This is a genomic window from Neolewinella aquimaris (assembly GCF_014197245.1).
In the GTDB taxonomy this organism is placed as follows: Bacteria; Bacteroidota; Bacteroidia; order Chitinophagales; family Saprospiraceae; genus Neolewinella; species Neolewinella aquimaris.
On record NZ_JACIFF010000009.1, the window covers coordinates 233,784 to 252,141 of the forward strand.

The 18,358-nt window shown below is 60.4% G+C and carries 10 protein-coding genes; 9 read left to right on the forward strand and 1 reads right to left on the reverse strand.

The window, feature by feature from the left end; genetic code table 11:
- Nucleotides 1–165: 165 nt before the first annotated feature.
- On the reverse strand, nt 166–852 hold the full coding sequence (locus GGR28_RS16720; protein WP_183496969.1) for an NUDIX hydrolase: 687 nt from the start codon (nt 850–852) through the stop codon (nt 166–168).
- Between the two features lie 239 nt (nt 853–1,091).
- Here GGR28_RS16720 and GGR28_RS16725 point away from each other — a divergent pair, with 239 nt between their 5' ends.
- Genes GGR28_RS16725 through GGR28_RS16765 form a run of 9 tightly spaced genes read left to right on the forward strand, consistent with a single transcriptional unit; the run spans nt 1,092 to nt 18,358 of the window.
- Nucleotides 1,092–4,169: a SusC/RagA family TonB-linked outer membrane protein gene (locus GGR28_RS16725; protein WP_183496970.1), complete on the forward strand. Its 3,078-nt coding sequence runs from the start codon at nt 1,092–1,094 to the stop codon at nt 4,167–4,169.
- A 3-nt stretch (nt 4,170–4,172) separates the two neighbouring features.
- The gene (locus GGR28_RS16730) at nt 4,173–5,729 is read left to right on the forward strand and encodes a RagB/SusD family nutrient uptake outer membrane protein (protein WP_183496971.1); all 1,557 of its coding nucleotides are present in this window, start codon (nt 4,173–4,175) and stop codon (nt 5,727–5,729) included.
- 11 nt (nt 5,730–5,740) lie between these two features.
- Nucleotides 5,741–9,298 carry a VCBS repeat-containing protein gene (locus GGR28_RS16735; RefSeq protein ID WP_183496972.1) on the forward strand — a complete coding sequence of 1,186 codons (3,558 nt, stop codon included), beginning with the start codon at nt 5,741–5,743 and terminating at the stop codon, nt 9,296–9,298.
- On the forward strand, nt 9,295–10,809 hold the full coding sequence (locus GGR28_RS16740) for an arabinan endo-1,5-alpha-L-arabinosidase (RefSeq protein ID WP_183496973.1): 1,515 nt from the start codon (nt 9,295–9,297) through the stop codon (nt 10,807–10,809). The genes GGR28_RS16735 and GGR28_RS16740 overlap by 4 nt, the downstream gene beginning before the upstream one ends.
- A 13-nt stretch (nt 10,810–10,822) precedes the next feature.
- Entirely contained in the window at nt 10,823–12,370 is a 1,548-nt protein-coding gene (locus GGR28_RS16745) for an alpha-N-arabinofuranosidase (RefSeq protein WP_183496974.1), read from the forward strand.
- A complete protein-coding gene (locus GGR28_RS16750) occupies nt 12,370–13,338 on the forward strand; it encodes a glycoside hydrolase family 43 protein (protein WP_183496975.1) in 969 nt (322 codons plus the stop codon). Before GGR28_RS16745 ends, GGR28_RS16750 begins: the two co-directional genes overlap by 1 nt.
- A gap of 13 nt (nt 13,339–13,351) precedes the next feature.
- On the forward strand, nt 13,352–14,344 hold the full coding sequence (locus tag GGR28_RS16755; RefSeq protein ID WP_183497040.1) for an arabinan endo-1,5-alpha-L-arabinosidase: 993 nt from the start codon (nt 13,352–13,354) through the stop codon (nt 14,342–14,344).
- A gap of 5 nt (nt 14,345–14,349) precedes the next feature.
- A complete protein-coding gene (locus GGR28_RS16760; RefSeq protein WP_183496976.1) occupies nt 14,350–16,332 on the forward strand; it encodes a glycoside hydrolase family 127 protein in 1,983 nt (660 codons plus the stop codon).
- Nucleotides 16,333–16,360: 28 nt separating this feature from the next.
- Nucleotides 16,361–18,358: an alpha-L-arabinofuranosidase C-terminal domain-containing protein gene (locus GGR28_RS16765; protein ID WP_183496977.1), complete on the forward strand. Its 1,998-nt coding sequence runs from the start codon at nt 16,361–16,363 to the stop codon at nt 18,356–18,358.

Here is an 18,358-nt window from a genome sequence, read left to right on the forward strand (position 1 = left end):
AGTGACCGCGGCCAGAGGCCACGAACCGGTACGGTGACCGCGGCTAGAAGCTACGAACCGATACCGCGGCCAGAGGCCACGAACCGATACCGCGGCCAGAGGCCACGAACCGATACAGTGACCGCGGCTGGAAGCCACGAAGCGGTAGGCCGCCTGCGGTATGATTTAGAGGTTTAGCATCAGCCGGCTTCGTTCCGCGCGGTGGTATTTGTCGGCATCGAAGCGGTACAGGAAAGAGCCCTTGCGGGAGGAGGTTTTGTCCTTCTCATCGAGCTTCTCCAGGATATCCAGCGAGCGCACTTTGTTGATGAAGTTGCGCTTGTCGAGCGACACGTTGTAGATCGCTTCGTACAGCTTTTGCAGCTGCAGCATCGTGAACTTTTCCGGGAGTAGTTCGAATCCGATGGGTTCCGTTTCTGCCTTGACCTTCAGTCTTTTGAGGGCGTGACGGACCATTCGATCGTGGTCGAAGATCAGCCGCGGGGCTTCCTCTACGCTGAACCACTGGGCGGAGAACTGGTGATCGAGGTTCCTGCTGTGGTTTTCGATGTTGATCAGCGCGTAGTACGCGGTCGATACGGTTCGCTCCTGCGGATCCCGATCGATGTCGCTGAAGGTGCCGACCTGCTCCATGTAAATATTGTCGAGGCCGGTGTAGCGGTGGAGAATCCGGATTGCCGCCGCCTGGAGCACCTCGTTCTGTTTCAGGAATCCGCCGACCAGCGACCACTTGCCCCGCTCCGGTTCAAATCCCCGCTTGATGAGCAGGATTTTCAACTTCTCGCCGTCGAAGCCGAAAACGATGCAATCGACTGCCAGTAGTAGCCTTTCCTTATCCGAGTCTTCGTACATGGCCACCTAGAATCTTGTTGCTGGATGTTTTTATATCCACAAACCTAGAGATTTTCGCGGGGATCACGGAAGATAAATAAGTGTGATACAAACACAAAAAATCTTCTTCTGAATATTCACCTTAATCAGACTATTTATAAGATTTATAAACTTTAACAGAATTAATATTTGCATTCCTAGGATTCAGGGCATACATTTGTAAGTGTACTTTACACACTTATAATTATAACCTGTCTCCTATGTCGATATGCAAACTATTTGGGACGGCCGAAGCTCCGGGGGTCCTTCACCCGAGGTGGCTGGTGCCCACCCTAACCATCTGCCTGCTGCAGTTCACCTCGGCAGCCCGGGCGCAGGCAGTAACCGGAACGGTGACTTCCACGGAAGGAGAGCCACTGATCGGCGTGAGTATTACGGTACCGGGCCAAACCGGCGGTACGGTTACGGACCTCGATGGCAGCTACCGGCTCTCCGTACCTCCCGACGAGACGCTTGTCTTCTCCTACACCGGATACCGCCGGGTAGAAGTAGCCATCAACAATCGCAGCCAAATCGATGTGACCATGGAAACCGACGTAGCGCTGCTCGACGAAGTGGTTGTGGTGGGTTACGGCACGCAACGCAAGGAGGATCTCACGGGAGCAGTTAGCGTGGTAAATGCCGAAGAGCTGACCAAGCAAGCCTCCAACGACGTCACCCAGATGCTCCAGGGCCGGGTGGCGGGCGTATCGATCACGAGCGACGGTCAGCCGGGGGCGGCGCCGAACGTAAGAATCCGGGGCGTGAGCACCTTCGGCCTCGGCGCGGGCGCCGAACCACTGTACGTCGTCGACGGCTTTCCGCTGGCGGGCGGCATCCGCGACATCAACCCCAACGACATCGAGTCGATCCAGATCCTGAAGGATGCCACCTCGGGGGCCATCTACGGCAACCGCGCCGCCAACGGAGTGGTCATCATTACCACCAAATCCGGCAGTAAGAACAAAGGCTTCAACGTCGACTTTTCCGCCTACGCCGGCCGGCAGACCGTGCCCCAGCGGCTGCCCGTCCTCGACCGGGTGGGTTACCAAACCATCAGCAACGAACTCCTGACGAACGGCGGTCAGGCAGCCGTACCCGGCAACGACCCCGCCTCCCCTAGTTTCATCAGTAACATCGATACCGACTGGCAGGACGCGGGCTACAAGGATGGCTCGATCCAGAACTACAATCTCGGCCTCAGCGGCGGTACCGAGCTGCTCAACTACTTCGTCTCCCTCGACTACCTCGACAACCGCGGTACGCTGGTGGGCTCCGGACCGGATTACAAGCGGTACTCCGCCCGCGTCAATTCTGAGATCAACCTCGGCAAGGTCCGGATCGGCGAAAACATCTACGCCATGCGCTCGGATGAAAATCCGCTCTTCTACAACGGTGCGTTCTCCCTCTTCATTCCCGGTGGCCGCCCTACCCTCGTCAACGACCTGCTCCAGGCGATCCCGACCATTCCCGTCGAGGACCCCAACCGCGAGGGCAGTTTCGGTGGGGCCGACGCGGTGATCCACCAGTCGATCACGCTCAACGTGCCGGGCTTCAATACCCTGGTTACCAACTCCAGTAAGGTCAATCGCCTTCTGGCTAACGTCTATGGAGAACTGGACCTGGCCAGATCACTCACCTTCAAGACCAGCCTGCAGTACGACAACACCGACATTTCCGACGAGCTCTTCGCGCCCCAGTACGATCTCGGCTACTTCTTCCCCCGGCCCCTGGCCGAACTCCAGGTCGGCGACCGCTCAAGCAACTCCTTCCTCGTGGAGAATACGCTGACCTACAAGAACGTCATCGGCAAGCACGACCTCACCGTCCTGGCCGGCCAGAGTTTCCAGGAGTTCAATTTCCGCCAGTTCACCGCCATCGGTTCGGGACTGGAGAAGCCCTACATCCGCAGCCTCTCCAACGCCGCTACCTTCAGCGTTACCGACAACCAGCAGCCGGCCACCCTGGCCTCCTTCCTCGGTCGCGTGGCCTACGCATACGACGATACCTACCTGCTTACTCTCAACGTCCGCAGAGACGGCTCCTCCCGCTTCCGGGAAGCGGACCGCTTCGCCATCTTTCCCTCCATTGGTCTCGGTTGGAAACTCCACAAGACCTTCGCTCTGCCGGAAACCATCACCAGTCTGAAACTGCGCGGCGGATACGGAGAGCTCGGCAACCAGGAGATCGGCAACTTCCGCTACCAGGCCACCATCAACCGGGCCATTCCCTACGAGTATTCCACGGGACGGGTCTTCGGAGCCGCCACCACCATCCTCGTCGACCCGGCCATCACCTGGGAAACGCGGGTTACCCGCAGCGTCGGACTGGACCTGGAATTACTGGACGGACAGGTAGAATTTACGGCCGAGTACTACTCCAACACCTCGAAGGACGTCCTCATCGACCTGCCCATCCCCCTCTCCAACGGCTCCCTGGCCGGTCTGACCACCAACGCCGGCTCCATCGAGAACTCCGGCATCGAGCTTTCGGGTATCTGGCGCCCCACCATCGGGAACGTTCGACTGAGTATTGCTCCCAACTTCTATACCGTCAAGAACAAGGTGCTGGAGATCGGCACCCTCGATCTGATCTCGGGCGCCGGTTCCAGAACGGAGGTCGGTGAGCCCATCGGGCAGCACTATGGCTGGGTGTACGAAGGCATTTTTCAGAGTGCCCAGGAGATCGCCGAGGCGCCGTTCCAGAATGCCAACACGGCCCCCGGCGACATCCGCTTTGCCGACCTGACCGGCGACGGCGTCGTCAACGACGAGGACCGGCAGTACCTCGGCTCCGGTATGCCTACCTACTATTACGGCCTGAACTTCGTGGCGGAATACCGGAGCTTCGATTTCACCGTCTTCGGTCAGGGCAGCGGCGGCAACCTCATCAACAGCAACCTGTACCGCGGCCTGATGCCCACCTCGGGTTATACCAACTGGCACGAGGACATCCTGGATCGCTGGACGCTCACCAACACCGATACCGACATTCCCCGGGTGGTCATCAACGATCCCAACAACAACCAGCGCAACTCCGACCGGCCCGGCTGGCTGCAGAGCGGGGACTACTTCCGCATCAACACCGTCTCCCTGGGCTACACCTTCGCGGGCGATCTCCTCCGCAGGGCCAATATGCAGAGCGCGCGCATCTACGTCACCCTGCAGAACGTGCACACCTTCGCCGCCTACAAGGGCTACAATCCGGACTTCCAGGCGGGCATCCTGAACCCGGGCTTCGACTTTGGCACCTTCCCCCGGCCCAAAACCACCATGCTCGGTGTTCAACTCAAATTCTAAGTCATGCAAATCAAGAATATCACCCTCGGCACCCTGGCGGCCCTGCTCCTCGGCATCACCGCCTGCACCGACCAGTTGGATGTCGTCGACCCCAACCGCTTATCCACCGGCCAGTATTACCAGAACGAAACCCAGGCGGTTGCGGCGGTGGATGCCATCTACAACGCCCTCATCATCGATGGCATGTACCAACGGATGACGCCCATCTACGCCGACGGCCGGGGCGACGAAATCTCGAGCCGGAGCCCGTGGCCGTTCCTGACCGGCCTCAGTTCGTTCGTCGTTCCGGGTACGGACGGCGCGCTGGAAATTTATTGGGCGGGCCACTACATCATGGTTTCCCGGGCCAACCAGGCGCTGGAAAACATTCCAAACATTGACGACGTCGACACCGAATTGCGGGAGCGCCTGATGGGACAGGCCTACTTCCTCCGCGCACTGGCGTACTTTAATCTGACCAATGCCCTCGACAACGTACCCCTGGTCCTCCAAACGCCCGACGGGGTCGAGTCATTCTACCCCAGCAACGAAACCGTTACCCACGAAATGGTCTACGCCCAGGTTAAATCCGACCTGGAAAGCGCCATCTCCCGCCTGCCGGTCAACTACGACAACGTAAGCGGCACCGATCAGGGCCAGGAAGGTCGCGCCGCGAAGGGGGCCGCCCAGGCGCTGCTCGGTCAGGTATACCTTTACGAAGGGAATTACGCGGAAGCCCTGCCCCTGTTTGCCGCCGTGATCAATTCCGGCGAATATGCCCTGGCCGCAAACTACGCGGATCTGTTTTCCCAGGATCCTGGCGTGGAAAATGCCAATCCGGGCAAGATTTTCTGGGCTGATTTCACGACCAGCACGAGCTCCGAATTCAACTGGGGCGGTGACCCCAACGTCAACTGGCGGCAGTTTCTGGCTCTGACCCCCACCTACTCCGTGGGCGACTTCTTCGATTTTTACCCCACCAACTTCCTCTACACCGAGATGCGCAAGGAGCGGACCGTCGACGGCAAGCTCGACCCCCGCTACCACGCCACCCTGCTGTCGTACGAGCCCGATGAAGGCTACACGACCGCCTACGGCCAGGACTGGTTCGAACGCGGCTACGGGGAGAACGACTACTTCATCAAGAAGTACACCAACGCCGCGACCGGATCGGACGCCTTCTCGGCGGGCTTCGATTACCACATCATTCGTTACGCCGACGTACTGCTGATGTACGCCGAAAGCCTGGCCAAAACCGGGGACATCGCCGCGGCGGCCGCTTACGTACAGCAGGTCAGGAACCGCGCCAACCTTCCGGACCGGGAAGCTGAGTTCGCCGCCTACAGCCCCGAGCAGTTTATGGACCAGCTCGAACACGAGCGAATCATGGAACTGGCCATCGAAGGCAAACGGTGGTACGACCTGAAGCGGTGGGACTACCTCCAGGGCACAAAACTTGAGGAGCTTAAATCCCACGATTTCGAGTTCAACACCTTCACGCCCGGCGAGGACGAGTACCTGCCCATTCCGCAAACCGAGATCGACCGCAACCCCAATCTGGTGGGCAACGCCGCCAACTGAGCTTCCCTCCCGTGAGTCACCTCCCCCGGCCCGATCTATTTCCACCCCTCGTCCTGCTATTCGGACTCGGCGTGGCCATGATGTGCTGGGGATCCTGCGGCTCACGGGATTCCTCTCCGCCCCTCTTCCAATTATTGGATGCCACCCACACCGGCATCAACTTTCAAAACACCGTGATCGCCGACGACAGCATGAATCTCCTGAGCTTTGAATACCTGTACAACGGAGGCGGCGTGGGCGTGGGCGACTTCAATCGCGACGGCCGGCCCGACTTGTTCTTCACGGGCAACGTCACCGGCAGCAACTTGTACCTTAACGAGGGGGACTTACGGTTCACGGACGTCACCATAGAATCCGGGATCAGTACTGCCGGAACCTGGTGCACCGGCGTAACCGTAGTAGACATCAACAACGACGGATTCGACGATATTTACGTCAGCGTAGGCGGACCGGCCCGGCGAAGCATTTACCCCAACCTACTGTACGTCAATCGGGGAGATGCCACCTTCCGGGAAGCCGCCGCGGAATACGGCCTGGCCAACCCCGGTGAATCCAATCATGCAGTATTCTTCGACTACGACCGCGACGGCGACCTGGATATGTACCTCCTCAACGGCGGCGGGTTTGAGCGGTCGGCGGTCACCATCAAACCAATTCTGACCGATGGGTCGGCCCGCAATACCGACGTGCTCTACGAGAACATCTACAGTGATTCGCTCGGCCATCCGGTATTTACGGACGTATCGCGCCGGGCGGGGATATCCTTCGAGGGCTTCGGCCTGGGAGTCGGCATCATCGATGCCAATCACGATCGGTGGCCGGACGTGTACGTCTCGAACGATTACCTCTCCCGTGACCTGCTTTACCTCAATAATCAGGACAGGACCTTTAGTGAAGCGGCCGACCGCTACTTCGCCCACACCAGTTTTTTCTCCATGGGCAACTGCGTCGGGGATGTCGATAACGACGGCAACTTCGACCTCATCACCCTGGACATGCTGCCGGAGGATCACTTCCGCCGCATGACCATGTTCGGTCCCAACCAGCACGCCCGGTTCCGGCGGGCCGTCGATTACGGGTACGGCCACCAGTACATGCGCAACATGCTGCAGCTGGGGGAACCCACGGGCCGCTTCCGGGAAGTCGGTCAACTGGCCGGTATCGATCGCACGGACTGGAGTTGGGCCCCACTGCTCGCAGACTTCGACAACGACGGCCTCCAGGATCTCTACATCACCAACGGCTACGGCAAGAACATCACCGACCTGGATTTCGTCAAGTTTCGCCAGGATGCCGTCGACCCGTTCTCCAGCCCGGAAGATGTCCAGAAGCTGCTGCTGCGCAGCCTGGAACAATTACCGGCGATCGTCCTGCCCAACTACGCCTACCGCAATACGGGACACGCCACCTTCGACAATGCCACCGCTGCATGGGGACTCAACCAACCCTCCATCTCCAATGGGGCGGTGTACGTCGACCTGGATCTGGACGGGGATCTTGAAATCGTAACCAACAACCTCAACGCGGCGGCATTCGTGTACCGCAACACCCTGCGGGAGCAGGCTAGCGAAAACGGACACTACGTACAGGTGGAATTAAACGGTCCACCGGCGAATGCCGCCGGTCTCGGAGCACGGGTCATCGTATACGCCGGAGCCACCCAGCAGCACCGCTACCAGCAGCCGGCCAGCGGCTACCAGAGCACGGGGTCCACCCGGCTACATCTGGGCTTAGGCAGGGATTCAATCATCGACAGCCTCCGCGTTGTCTGGCCGGACGAGCGGGAAAACGTGCTCTATAGCATTCCGGCCGACCGTCTGGTCACCGTAGACTACGCCACCGCATCCCCGCCCCGGGTCAGAGCAGACCGGCCTCCGACGCTGCTTCAATCCCTGCCGCCGCTGGCTTTCGCACACCGGGAAGTGATCGCCCCGAGCGACTTCAGCAACCAGCCCCTGCTACAACACGGCCTGACCACTCAGGGTCCGGGCGTGACCGTCGGCGACGTCAACGGCGACGGACTCGATGACCTCTTCCTTGGGGGAGCGTACGGTAGCCCTGCCGGATTACTGCTGCAAACTCCGGAGGGCTCCTTTGAGGAAAGATCGCTTCCCACCGAAGACTACGAAGACCTCGGTGCCCTCTTCCTGGATGTGGACGCCGACGGCGACCTGGACCTCTACGTCACCAGCGGCGGTACAGAGCGCTACGCCGATCACCCCAACTACCAGGACCGGATCTACCGCAACGACGGCAAGGGTAATTTCACGCTAGCGGAAGGGCAACTCCCTACTCTACTGACCAGCACCGCTACCGTCACGGGGGGAGACTTCGACCGGGACGGCCGGACGGATCTGTTCGTCGGCGGACGGGTGGTTCCCGGTCAGTACCCCACGGCACCCCGTAGCTACTTGCTCCGCAACACCGGCGCTGGTTTTGAGGACGTGACCGCCCGGGTGTGTCCGGCCCTACAGTTTCCGGGCATGGTCACTTCCGCCCTCTGGACCGACTACAACAACGACCACCTACCGGACCTGGTCGTGGTGGGAGAATTTATGCGCATCCGGGTGTTTCGCAATGATGGTGCACGGCTGACGGAGGTGACCGACCAGTTTGGGCTGTCCCAATCTTCCGGCATGTGGAACAGTCTCACCGCCGGCGATTTCGACCACGACGGGGACACCGATTACGTCGTTGGGAACATCGGACGCAATACCCCCTTCGACGCATCTCCCGATTACCCCCTGCAGCTCCACTACGCCGACTTCGACCGAAACGGTACCACCGACCCGATTTTCTCGCATTTTGAGGAAGGAAAGTATTATCCCACCGCACCCTTCGATCTGCTGGCGGAGCAGCTCCCGCGCATCAAAAAGGACATTCTCTACTACCACGAATACGCTAGGGCAACGACCGGCGACATCCTCGCCCTGCTCGACACTACCGGGATGCAAACCCTCACCTGCGCGGTGCAATCTTCCGTCCTGCTGGAAAATCTCGGTGGAGAAAAATTCGCCATACATCCGCTTCCGTTAGGGGCCCAGGCCGGGCCCGTGCTGGGCGTGATCGCCGAGGACCTCGACGAGGACGGCGACTTGGATCTCCTGCTCGTCGGCAACGACCGCGAACGCGAGGTCATCTGCGGCAGCCTGGACGCTCCCACAGGAACCGTGCTCGAAAATACCGGCGGGCTGAACTTTCGCGTCGTCCCATCCTCGGTCACGGGGCTGCATACCACTGGCAATAACCGAGCGGCCGTGCGCCTGTCCCGGGGCAAGCGGGGGGACATGATCGTCCTCACCAACAACCAGGCGGCACCGGAGTGCTACACCATCGGCACCTCCCCGGCAGTAGTACTGGAAGCCTTTCGGCCGGGAGAAATTTCCGCCACCCTGCAGTTCGCGGACGGGCGGGCCAGAAAAGTGGAGCATTCTCACGGCGGCGGCTACCTGAGCCAAACTTCCGGGACGATCCGCATTCCCGTGGGTGCGCGGTCCGTCACCTTCTACGACGCTGCCGGACGAGCCGTCCGGACAATCGATTTATCCCCCCACCAACTGAGCCGATGAACATGAGGCACACGCCGACCACTCGCCGATTTCTCTTTTCCTGCTCAGTCGTAGTAGGACTCCTCTCCGGCTGTGCCAAGGAAGAGTCCGTGGTACTCACTACCCCACCCGTGCCTACCCCCGTAGACACGACTACGCTGGGCAACGGCCCGATCGATTTTTCCGCCCTGCCGGATACTTACGGTCACCTCGCCTCCGCCGATCAGACCGGGCAGTGGGCCCACTACAACGTACACGACCCCAGTTACTTGGTCGACGGGGAATTCACGTACTGCTACAACACCGACGTAGCCTTCGGCCACGAGATCCGCCCGGGCATCCAGATTCGCCGGAGCATAAATCTGGTCGAATGGGAATTCGTCGGCTGGGCCTTCCCCGGCCTGCCGACTCAGGGGGCCAACTTCATCCGGCGCAACGGCGGCGAACCCTTCAACTCCCTGTGGGCACCCTACATCTTGAAGGTAGGCGAGGAGTACCGGCTTTACTACTCCCTTTCCTCCTCCACCCCGCGGCTCAGCGTGATCGGCCTGGCCACCGCAAATTCTCCCCGGGGCCCCTTCGTAGAGCAGGGACTGGCGGTCACCTCCCTCGACGATGCTACGGTGCAGACCAACGCTATCGATCCCACCGTGATCGTGGATAAATCCGGCGCTCACTATATGTACTACGGCTCGGCCTGGGACGGAATCTACCGCCTCGAGCTCGACCCCGCAACCGGGCTCGCTAAGCGGGCAAACGACAAGGGCGTCCGCGTGGCCCAGCGTGGCTTCACCGGCAACCGGGTAAACGGAAACATCGAAGGGCCCGAGATCATCTATAACCCCGAGTTTGATCAGTACTACCTCTTTCTTTCCTACGACTGGCTACAGACCAAGTACAACGTAAGGGTCGGAAGATCGGACCACGCCGAAGGCCCCTTCTTCGACATCACCGGGAGAAACATGAACGAGGAAGCCGACGACCTGCCGATGATCCTGGCCCCCTACCGCTTCGACGGCCACGGCGGGTGGCAGGGCGTATCCCATCCCGGGGTATTCAAAAAAGGCGATACCTTCTACATCGGTCACCAGGGCCGCCCCGGAGTAAATTCGTTCTTTATGGTCATGCACGTACGCCAGCTCTTCTGGACGGAGGACGGATGGCCGCTGGTCAGTCCCCAACGCTTTGCCGCAGAGGCGGAAAGCCCGGTGACGGCCAGTGAACTCACCGGCCCGTGGGAAGCGATCGTTTTCGATTACCGCGTCGTGCCCGGATACGCCGAGGAACAAACGGCGGCGGATTTCAGCACCGCGCAAGCCATTATTCTCGAAGACGGCGGCAACCTGTCGGGCACCCTAACCGGCACCTGGAGCTACGCCGCGCCGTGGCTCACCCTCGAATACGAGAACCACCGCGCCCGACTCCGGGTCGAACGCGGCCGCGACTGGGAAAATGAGGTCGTCGAGACGATCCTCTTCACCGGCCTCAACGACAGCCACACTACCCTCTGGGGCAAAAAATCTAAACCGTAAATCGATCCCTGCAATGCACAAAATCTTTTACCCTACTCTCCTTCTCTTGCTGCTCGGCGGGACTTCCTTCGCTCAGACGGTCACCATGCGTGCCGCTCCCCAGGACGACGCGCCGACCATCAGCCGCCACATCTACGGCCACTTCGCCGAACACCTCGGACGCTGCATCTACGGCGGTTTCTACGTTGGAGACACCAGCAATATCCCTAACCGGGAGGGCGTACGACTTGACGTAGTAGAGGCCTTACGCGACCTCAAAATTCCCAACCTGCGCTGGCCGGGCGGCTGCTTCGCCGACACCTACCACTGGAAGGACGGCATCGGCCCGAAGGAAGACCGGCCGTCCATCCTCAACGTCTGGTGGGGCAACGTGAAGGAAGACAACAGTTTCGGTACCAACGAATTCCTGAACATGTGCGAGCTCCTCGACACCGAGCCCTACCTCTCCGCCAACGTGGGTAGCGGCACGCCTCAGGAGTTTGCCGACTGGATCAAATACACTAATCACCCCGCCGGCACCAGCCCGATGCCCAGTCTGCGTGCGGAGTACGGCCGGGAAGAACCCTGGAAGGTCAAGTACTGGGGCATCGGCAACGAGGCCTGGGGCTGCGGCGGCAACATGCGCCCGGAATACTACGCCGACCTCTACCGGCGCTTCGCCACCTACGCCAGCGACTGGAACAACACCGACGGCATCTACAAAATCGCCTCGGGCGCCAGCGGCGGGGACTACAACTGGACCAAAGTGCTCATGGAGAACATCCCCAAAAATCTGATCGATGCCATCGCGCTCCACCATTATTCAGTGATCGACTGGGGCAACAAGGGCTCAGCTAAGGAATTCACCGAAGACCAGTACTTCGCCACCATGGCCGAAGCGCTCAAAATGGAAGAGTTCGTTGCAAAGCACGTGGCCATCATGGACGAATTCGACCCCGAAAAGAAGGTCGACCTCTTCGTCGACGAGTGGGGCGGCTGGTACGACGTGGAACCCGGCACCAACGAAGGCTTTCTGTACCAGCAGAACACCATGCGCGACGCCATGATCGCCGGCACTACCCTCAACATCTTCAACAATCACGCCGACCGCGTCAAAATGGCCAATCTGGCCCAGGCCGTGAACGTCCTCCAGGCCGTGATCCTGACCGAAGGGGAGAAAATGTTGCTCACGCCCACCTACCACGTGATGAAGATGTACGCCGTCCACCACGATGCGACCCTCATCCCACTGGAATTCGAATCCCCCACCTACACCCACGACGGCGAATCCCTGCCGGCCATCTCCGCCTCGGCCTCCCGTGATTCTTCGGGGAACGTGCACATCTCCCTGGTAAACATCGACGCCAGCAAAGCCCACACCGTCGAGCTCGACGTTGCCGCCCTCAATCTGGGCAGTCTGACGGGGGAGATTCTGACCTCCGCCGCCCTCCAGGATCACAATACCTTCGAGCGCCCCGATCACGTAAAGACCGCCCCCTTCACCGGAGCCACCTTGCAGAACGGTAAGATTTCCCTCGAACTTGCCCCCTTCACCCTGGTCGTACTCAAAGCCGGCGAGTGATGAAGCAAGTACTTCTTCTCTCCCTCGGTTTGTCGTTGCTGTCCCCAGTGGTTCAGGGTCAGGATGTTGCTACCCCCACCTTTAACAACCCCATCATTCAGGACAAGTACACCGCCGACCCGGCCGCCCTGGTGTACCACGACACGGTGTTTCTCTACACCGGCCACGACGAGGCCCCGCTCGACTTCCACTTCTACAAGATGAACGAGTGGTTGGTCTTTTCCTCCACCGACATGGTCCACTGGGAGGAACACCCCGTCCCCTTGCGGGTGAGCGACTTCAGCTGGGCGAAGGCCGACGCCTGGGCGGCGCAGACGATTGAACGCGACGGCAAATTTTACTTCTACGTCACGGTCGAGCACGCCACGGTACCCGGCAAGGCCATCGGAGTTGCCGTCGCCGATCAGCCTACCGGACCCTTCCGCGATGCCCTCGGCGAGGCCCTCGTCACCAACGACATGACTACGGCCACCGACATCAGCTGGGACGACATCGACCCCACCGTCTTCACCGACGACGACGGGCAGGCCTACCTCTTCTGGGGCAACACCGTCTGCTACTACGCCCCCCTCAAAGACAATATGATCGAACTCGCCGGCGAGATCAAGGTCGTGGAAGGACTGCCCCACTTCACCGAAGCACCCTGGATCCACAAGCGGGGCGACTGGTACTACCTCTCCTACGCCCAGCAGTTTCCGGAAAAGACGGCCTACGCCATGTCCCGTTCCATTCAGGGCCCCTGGCAGTACGGCGGCATCCTCAACGAGCTGGCCGGCAACTCCAACACCAACCACCAGTCGATCATCGAGTACCGGGGCGTACCCTACTTCATCTACCACACCGGCGGCATTTCTCCCCACGGCGGCAGCTTTCGGCGCTCCGTCAGCATCGATCGCCTGCACTACAATTCCGACGGCACCCTGCAACGGGTCATCATGACCTCGGAAGGCATTCAAAAACAACCCTGACGTGCGTACAAAAATGCATACCCTTTTCGGCTGCTGCCTGCTGCTCGCACTTCTCTGGGGCGGGAACGCAGGAGCGCAGAACATCGCCGATATCCGCGTCCATGACCCGGTCGTCATCCGGGAAGGCAATACCTACCACCTGTTCTGCACCGGTCGGGGAATAGCTCACTTTACCTCTCCCGACCTGGAGAACTGGACCGAAGCCGCACCCGTCTTCCCGGAAAAGCCGACGTGGACCGATACCGTCGTCCCCGACTTCGGCAACCACATCTGGGCACCCGACGTGCTGCTACACAACGGGCTGTACTACCTCTTCTATTCCGTTTCCGCCTTCGCCAAGAACACCTCGGCCATCGGGGTGGCGACCGGCAAAACGCTCGATCCCGACGCGGCCGACTATGGGTGGACGGACCACGGCATCGTTATCCGCTCCTACCCCAACCGCGACCTCTGGAACGCCATCGACCCGAACGTCATCTTCGACGAAGCGGGCACCCCCTGGATGTCCTTCGGCTCCTTCTGGAACGGATTAAAACTAACCAAGCTGGACGGCTCCCTCACCCGCCTGGCCGACGACCAGGAATGGCACACCATCGCGCGCCGGGAACGCAGTTTCGAGCTCGGCGATTACAATCCCGGCGATGCGGCCCTGGAAGCCCCCTTCATCTTCAAGAAGGGAGACTGGTACTATCAGTTCCTGTCCTGGGACCTCTGCTGCCGCGGCGAGAACAGCACCTACAAAGTCGTCGTGGGCCGTTCCAGCCGCGTGGAGGGCCCCTACTTCGACCGGGAGGGAAAGAATCTATTCTACGGAGGCGGCACCCTCGTTCTACAGGGCAACAAAAACTGGTACGGTGCCGGTCACTGCAGCGTCTACACATTCGACGGGACGGACTACATGTTTTTCCACGCCTACGACGCTTCGGATAATGCCCGACCTAAACTGGGCATGAGTCCGATCAGCTGGACCGCCGACGGTTGGCCCCAGGTAGAACCCCTAAACTGATACACATGAGTCGCCCGATAACCGCCTGCCTGCTGTGCCTGAGCGCATGGCTCATTTCCTGTTCCGGTACGGCTCCCGCGTCCCCGCCCGAAAAAGCTACGGCGGCAGCCATGGGTTACCCGATTACGCCGGTGGACATCCGCCACGTCAAAATGGAAGACGATTTCTGGCTGCCCATCATCCGGCGGGTGCAGGAAAAGACCATCGAGTACGCCATCCAAAAGTGCGAGGAGGAGGGACGGATGGACAATTTCCTCATCGCCGGCAAGCAACTGGAGGGTAAGGTGAGGGGGGACTTCCCCTTCGACGATACGGACGTGTACAAGATTATCGAGGGCGCTTCCAACTCCCTCATCAGTGCCCCCAATCCCCAATTGAGTCGCCTGCTGGATACCTTGATCGACATCATCGCGGTCGGCCAGGAAGCGGACGGCTACCTCACCACCTGGCGCACCATCGACCCCGCCGCGCCCCCGGCTCCCTGGGTGGAAGTGAAGGAAGGCGTACGCTGGGAATCCCTCGGTGCCAGCCACGAACTCTACAACGCCGGTCACCTCTACGAAGCCGCCTACACCCACCACCTGGCGACGGGCAAGCGCAACTTCCTCGACATCGCCCTGAAGAACGCGGACCTCGTGGTGTCCACCTTCGGCAACGGTCCGGGAAAGATCCACAACGTGCCCGGCCACCAGATCGTCGAAACCGGCCTGCTGAAGCTGTATGAACTAACGGCCCGGAAGGACTACCTGGACCTGGCCCGCTACTTCCTCGACAACCGCGGCAATCCCGACAATCATCCCCTCTACGGGCCCTACTCCCAGGATCACGTGCCGGTCACCCAACAGGACGAGGTGGTCGGCCACGCCGTACGCGCCGTGTACATGTACGCCGCCATGACCGACATCGCCGTGCTGATGCAGGATGCCGCTTACGACCGTGCGGTACACGCCCTGTGGGACAACATGGTGGAGAAAAAAACCTACCTCACGGGAGGCATCGGCGCCCGCCACGAGGGGGAAGCCTTCGGGGATAACTACGAACTCCCCAACCTGACGGCCTACAACGAAACCTGCGCCGCCATCGGCAGCGTGTATTGGAACCACCGGCTGCACCGCCAGAGTGGCGAGGTAAAGTACCTCGACGTGCTGGAGCGCACACTGTATAATGGCCTGATCTCCGGCCTCTCGCTGGACGGGACGAAGTTTTTCTACCCCAATGCCCTGGAGTCAGACGGCGTCTATGAGTTCAACCGGGGCGCCTGTACCCGCCAGAGCTGGTTTGACTGCTCCTGCTGTCCGACCAACCTGATTCGCTTCATCCCCGCCATTCCAGGGCTGCTGTACTCGAAGAGCGGCCGGACCATCTACACCAACCTCTACGCCGCCAGCACGGCGGACATCGACCTGAACGGCGTCAACTTTACCCTACGTCAGCAGACGGCCTACCCCTGGGAAGGGCGGGTAACCCTAAACGTCGATCCCGGTAAAACTACCCGGGCCACCCTTAAACTGCGGATACCCTCCTGGGCGCGCAACGAGCCCATGCCCGGCGGACTGTACCAGTATGCCCGGCAGCTGAACGACGCCCCGACCATCCGCCTGAACGGGGAGCTCCTCGACCTTACCCCGGCGGACGGCTACTTCACCATCGACCGCGCCTGGCGGGCCGGCGACCGTATCGAATTGGATTTCCCAATGCCCGTGCGCAAGGTCGGAGCCGACGAGCGGGTCGCGGACGACCGGGGCAAACTGGCCCTGGAGCGGGGGCCCCTGGTTTACGCCGTGGAGGAGGTAGATAATCCGCGGGCTTTCGGCGACATTCGCCTCGGTACGGCGGATGAATTCGTCGTCGAAGACCGGCCCGATCTACTGGACGGAATTCGGGTGGTGACCAACAAAAACCTGACCGCCATCCCCTACTACGCCTGGTCGAACCGGGGCGTGGGAAAAATGAACGTATGGCTGCCCCGTGCCACGGAAAGTCAGTAATTGCAGAACAGATTTAAAGCAACAGATTATGAAACCGATCCTTACCGCCTGCCTGGCTTTGCTCCTGCTGAGCGGGTGTAGCCCGAAAGTCCTTACGGCACAGTCTACCGCCGACGGCACCCGGACCCTGAACCTGGACGCAAGCACGAGCGTGGCGACCATTCAGCCCACCATGTACGGCCTCTTTTTCGAAGACATCAACTTCGCCGCCGACGGGGGGCTCTACGCCGAGCTGGTCAAGAACCGCAGCTTCGAATTCACCCTCCCCAAGACCGGGTGGCTGGAACCCGGCACCGACAAGTTTTCACTCAACGAAAGCTCCGGCAAGAGCGACGTGATCAAGATCGGCGAGGACCGGGCCAACTCCAACTACTTGCGCGTGACGGTCATGGGCCCCGACTACGTCCTGATCAACGAAGGTTTCCGCGGCATGGGCGTGAAGGAAGGGGACCGCTACGACCTCACCCTCGCTGCGGCAGTCGGCGAAGGCAACATCAGCCGGATCCAGGTGCAGCTGATCGACCCGGACGGTGCCGCCCTCGGCGAGGCCACCATCGACCTCAACGGAAGCGACTGGAAGAATTACGCCGCCACCCTCACGGCCGAGCGGACCCTCGACAAGGCGCAGCTGAAGCTCACCTTTACGGGCACTGGTACGGTTGACCTCGACATGATCTCCCTCTTTCCTCAGGACACCTGGAAGGGACGCAAAAAGGGTCTGCGTAAGGACCTTGTGCAGTTGCTCGACGACATGAATCCGGGCTTCCTCCGCTTCCCCGGCGGCTGTATCGTGGAGGGACGAACCCTGGCCCAACGCTACCAGTGGAAGAAAACCGTGGGCCCCATCGCCGAAAGGGAATACCTCATCAACCGCTGGAACACCGAATTTGACCACCGGCCGGCACCCGATTACTACCAGAGTTTCGGACTCGGCTTTTTCGAGTACTTCCAACTATCGGAGGACATGGGCGCCGAACCCCTCCCCATCCTCAGCTGCGGCATGGCCTGCCAGTTCAATACCGGCGAACTCGTGCCGATGGACGAGCTCGACCCCTACGTACAGGATGCCCTGGACCTGATCGAATTTGCCAACGGTGACGTCACCACTGCCTGGGGCAAGGTGCGTCGCGACATGGGCCACCCCGAACCCTTCAACCTCAAGTACATCGGCGTCGGCAACGAACAGTGGGGGCCGGAGTACATCGAGCGCTACAAAGTATTCAACGAGGCCATTACGGCACAGTACCCCGACATCGTGATCGTTTCCGGCAGCGGACCCTTCCCCGACGGGGAATTCTTCGACTACGGCATGCAGCAGCTGACCGAACTCGGCACGGAACTCGTTGATGAGCACTACTACCGCTCCCCCGAATGGTTCCGCGAAAACGCCACCCGCTACGACAGCTACGACCGCAACGGACCCAAGATTTTCGCCGGAGAATACGCCGCCCAGAGCGTTGCCATCGCCAGTCCCGAGAACAAGAACAACTGGAACTGCGCCCTCTCCGAAGCCGCCTACATGACCGGCATGGAACGCAACGCCGACGTGGTCGTCATGACCTCCTACGCCCCGCTCATGGCCCACGAAGAAGGCTGGCAGTGGACGCCCGACATGATCTGGTTTAATAATTTGCAGTCCTACGGCACCGCCAACTACTACGTCCAAAAACTCTACGCCACCCACGCCGGTACCGACCTGCTCCGAATCACCGAGGGAGGTGAGCCGCTAACGGGTCAGCAAGCATTCTACGCTACGGCCGCTAAGGATGCTACCACCAATGAGCTGTACATCAAAGTCGCCAACACCGGCGCCGAGCCGCAGTCGCTCAACATCCGCATCGCCGGAGCAGAACCGTCCACTACGGCCACCGTCCTGACCATGGCCTCCGACGATCTCGAAGCCGTCAACTCCTTCGCCGAGCCGATGAAACTTAGCCCGATCGAAAGCAGCGTCAATCTACAGAAGAACGAACTTCGGGTCGAGGTTCCGGCCCACGCTTTCGTGGTGTACACCATCCAATTATAG

Excerpts from the sequence above, each read along its gene's own strand:
- GGR28_RS16720 (WP_183496969.1), bottom strand. The coding sequence starts at position 852 with ATGTACGAAGACTCGGATAAGGAAAGGCTACTACTGGCAGTCGATTGC.
- GGR28_RS16725 (WP_183496970.1), top strand. The coding sequence starts at position 1,092 with ATGTCGATATGCAAACTATTTGGGACGGCCGAAGCTCCGGGGGTCCTT.
- GGR28_RS16730 (WP_183496971.1), top strand. The coding sequence starts at position 4,173 with ATGCAAATCAAGAATATCACCCTCGGCACCCTGGCGGCCCTGCTCCTC.
- GGR28_RS16740 (WP_183496973.1), top strand. The coding sequence starts at position 9,295 with ATGAACATGAGGCACACGCCGACCACTCGCCGATTTCTCTTTTCCTGC.
- GGR28_RS16745 (WP_183496974.1), top strand. The coding sequence starts at position 10,823 with ATGCACAAAATCTTTTACCCTACTCTCCTTCTCTTGCTGCTCGGCGGG.
- GGR28_RS16750 (WP_183496975.1), top strand. The coding sequence starts at position 12,370 with ATGAAGCAAGTACTTCTTCTCTCCCTCGGTTTGTCGTTGCTGTCCCCA.
- GGR28_RS16755 (WP_183497040.1), top strand. The coding sequence starts at position 13,352 with ATGCATACCCTTTTCGGCTGCTGCCTGCTGCTCGCACTTCTCTGGGGC.
- GGR28_RS16760 (WP_183496976.1), top strand. The coding sequence starts at position 14,350 with ATGAGTCGCCCGATAACCGCCTGCCTGCTGTGCCTGAGCGCATGGCTC.
- GGR28_RS16765 (WP_183496977.1), top strand. The coding sequence starts at position 16,361 with ATGAAACCGATCCTTACCGCCTGCCTGGCTTTGCTCCTGCTGAGCGGG.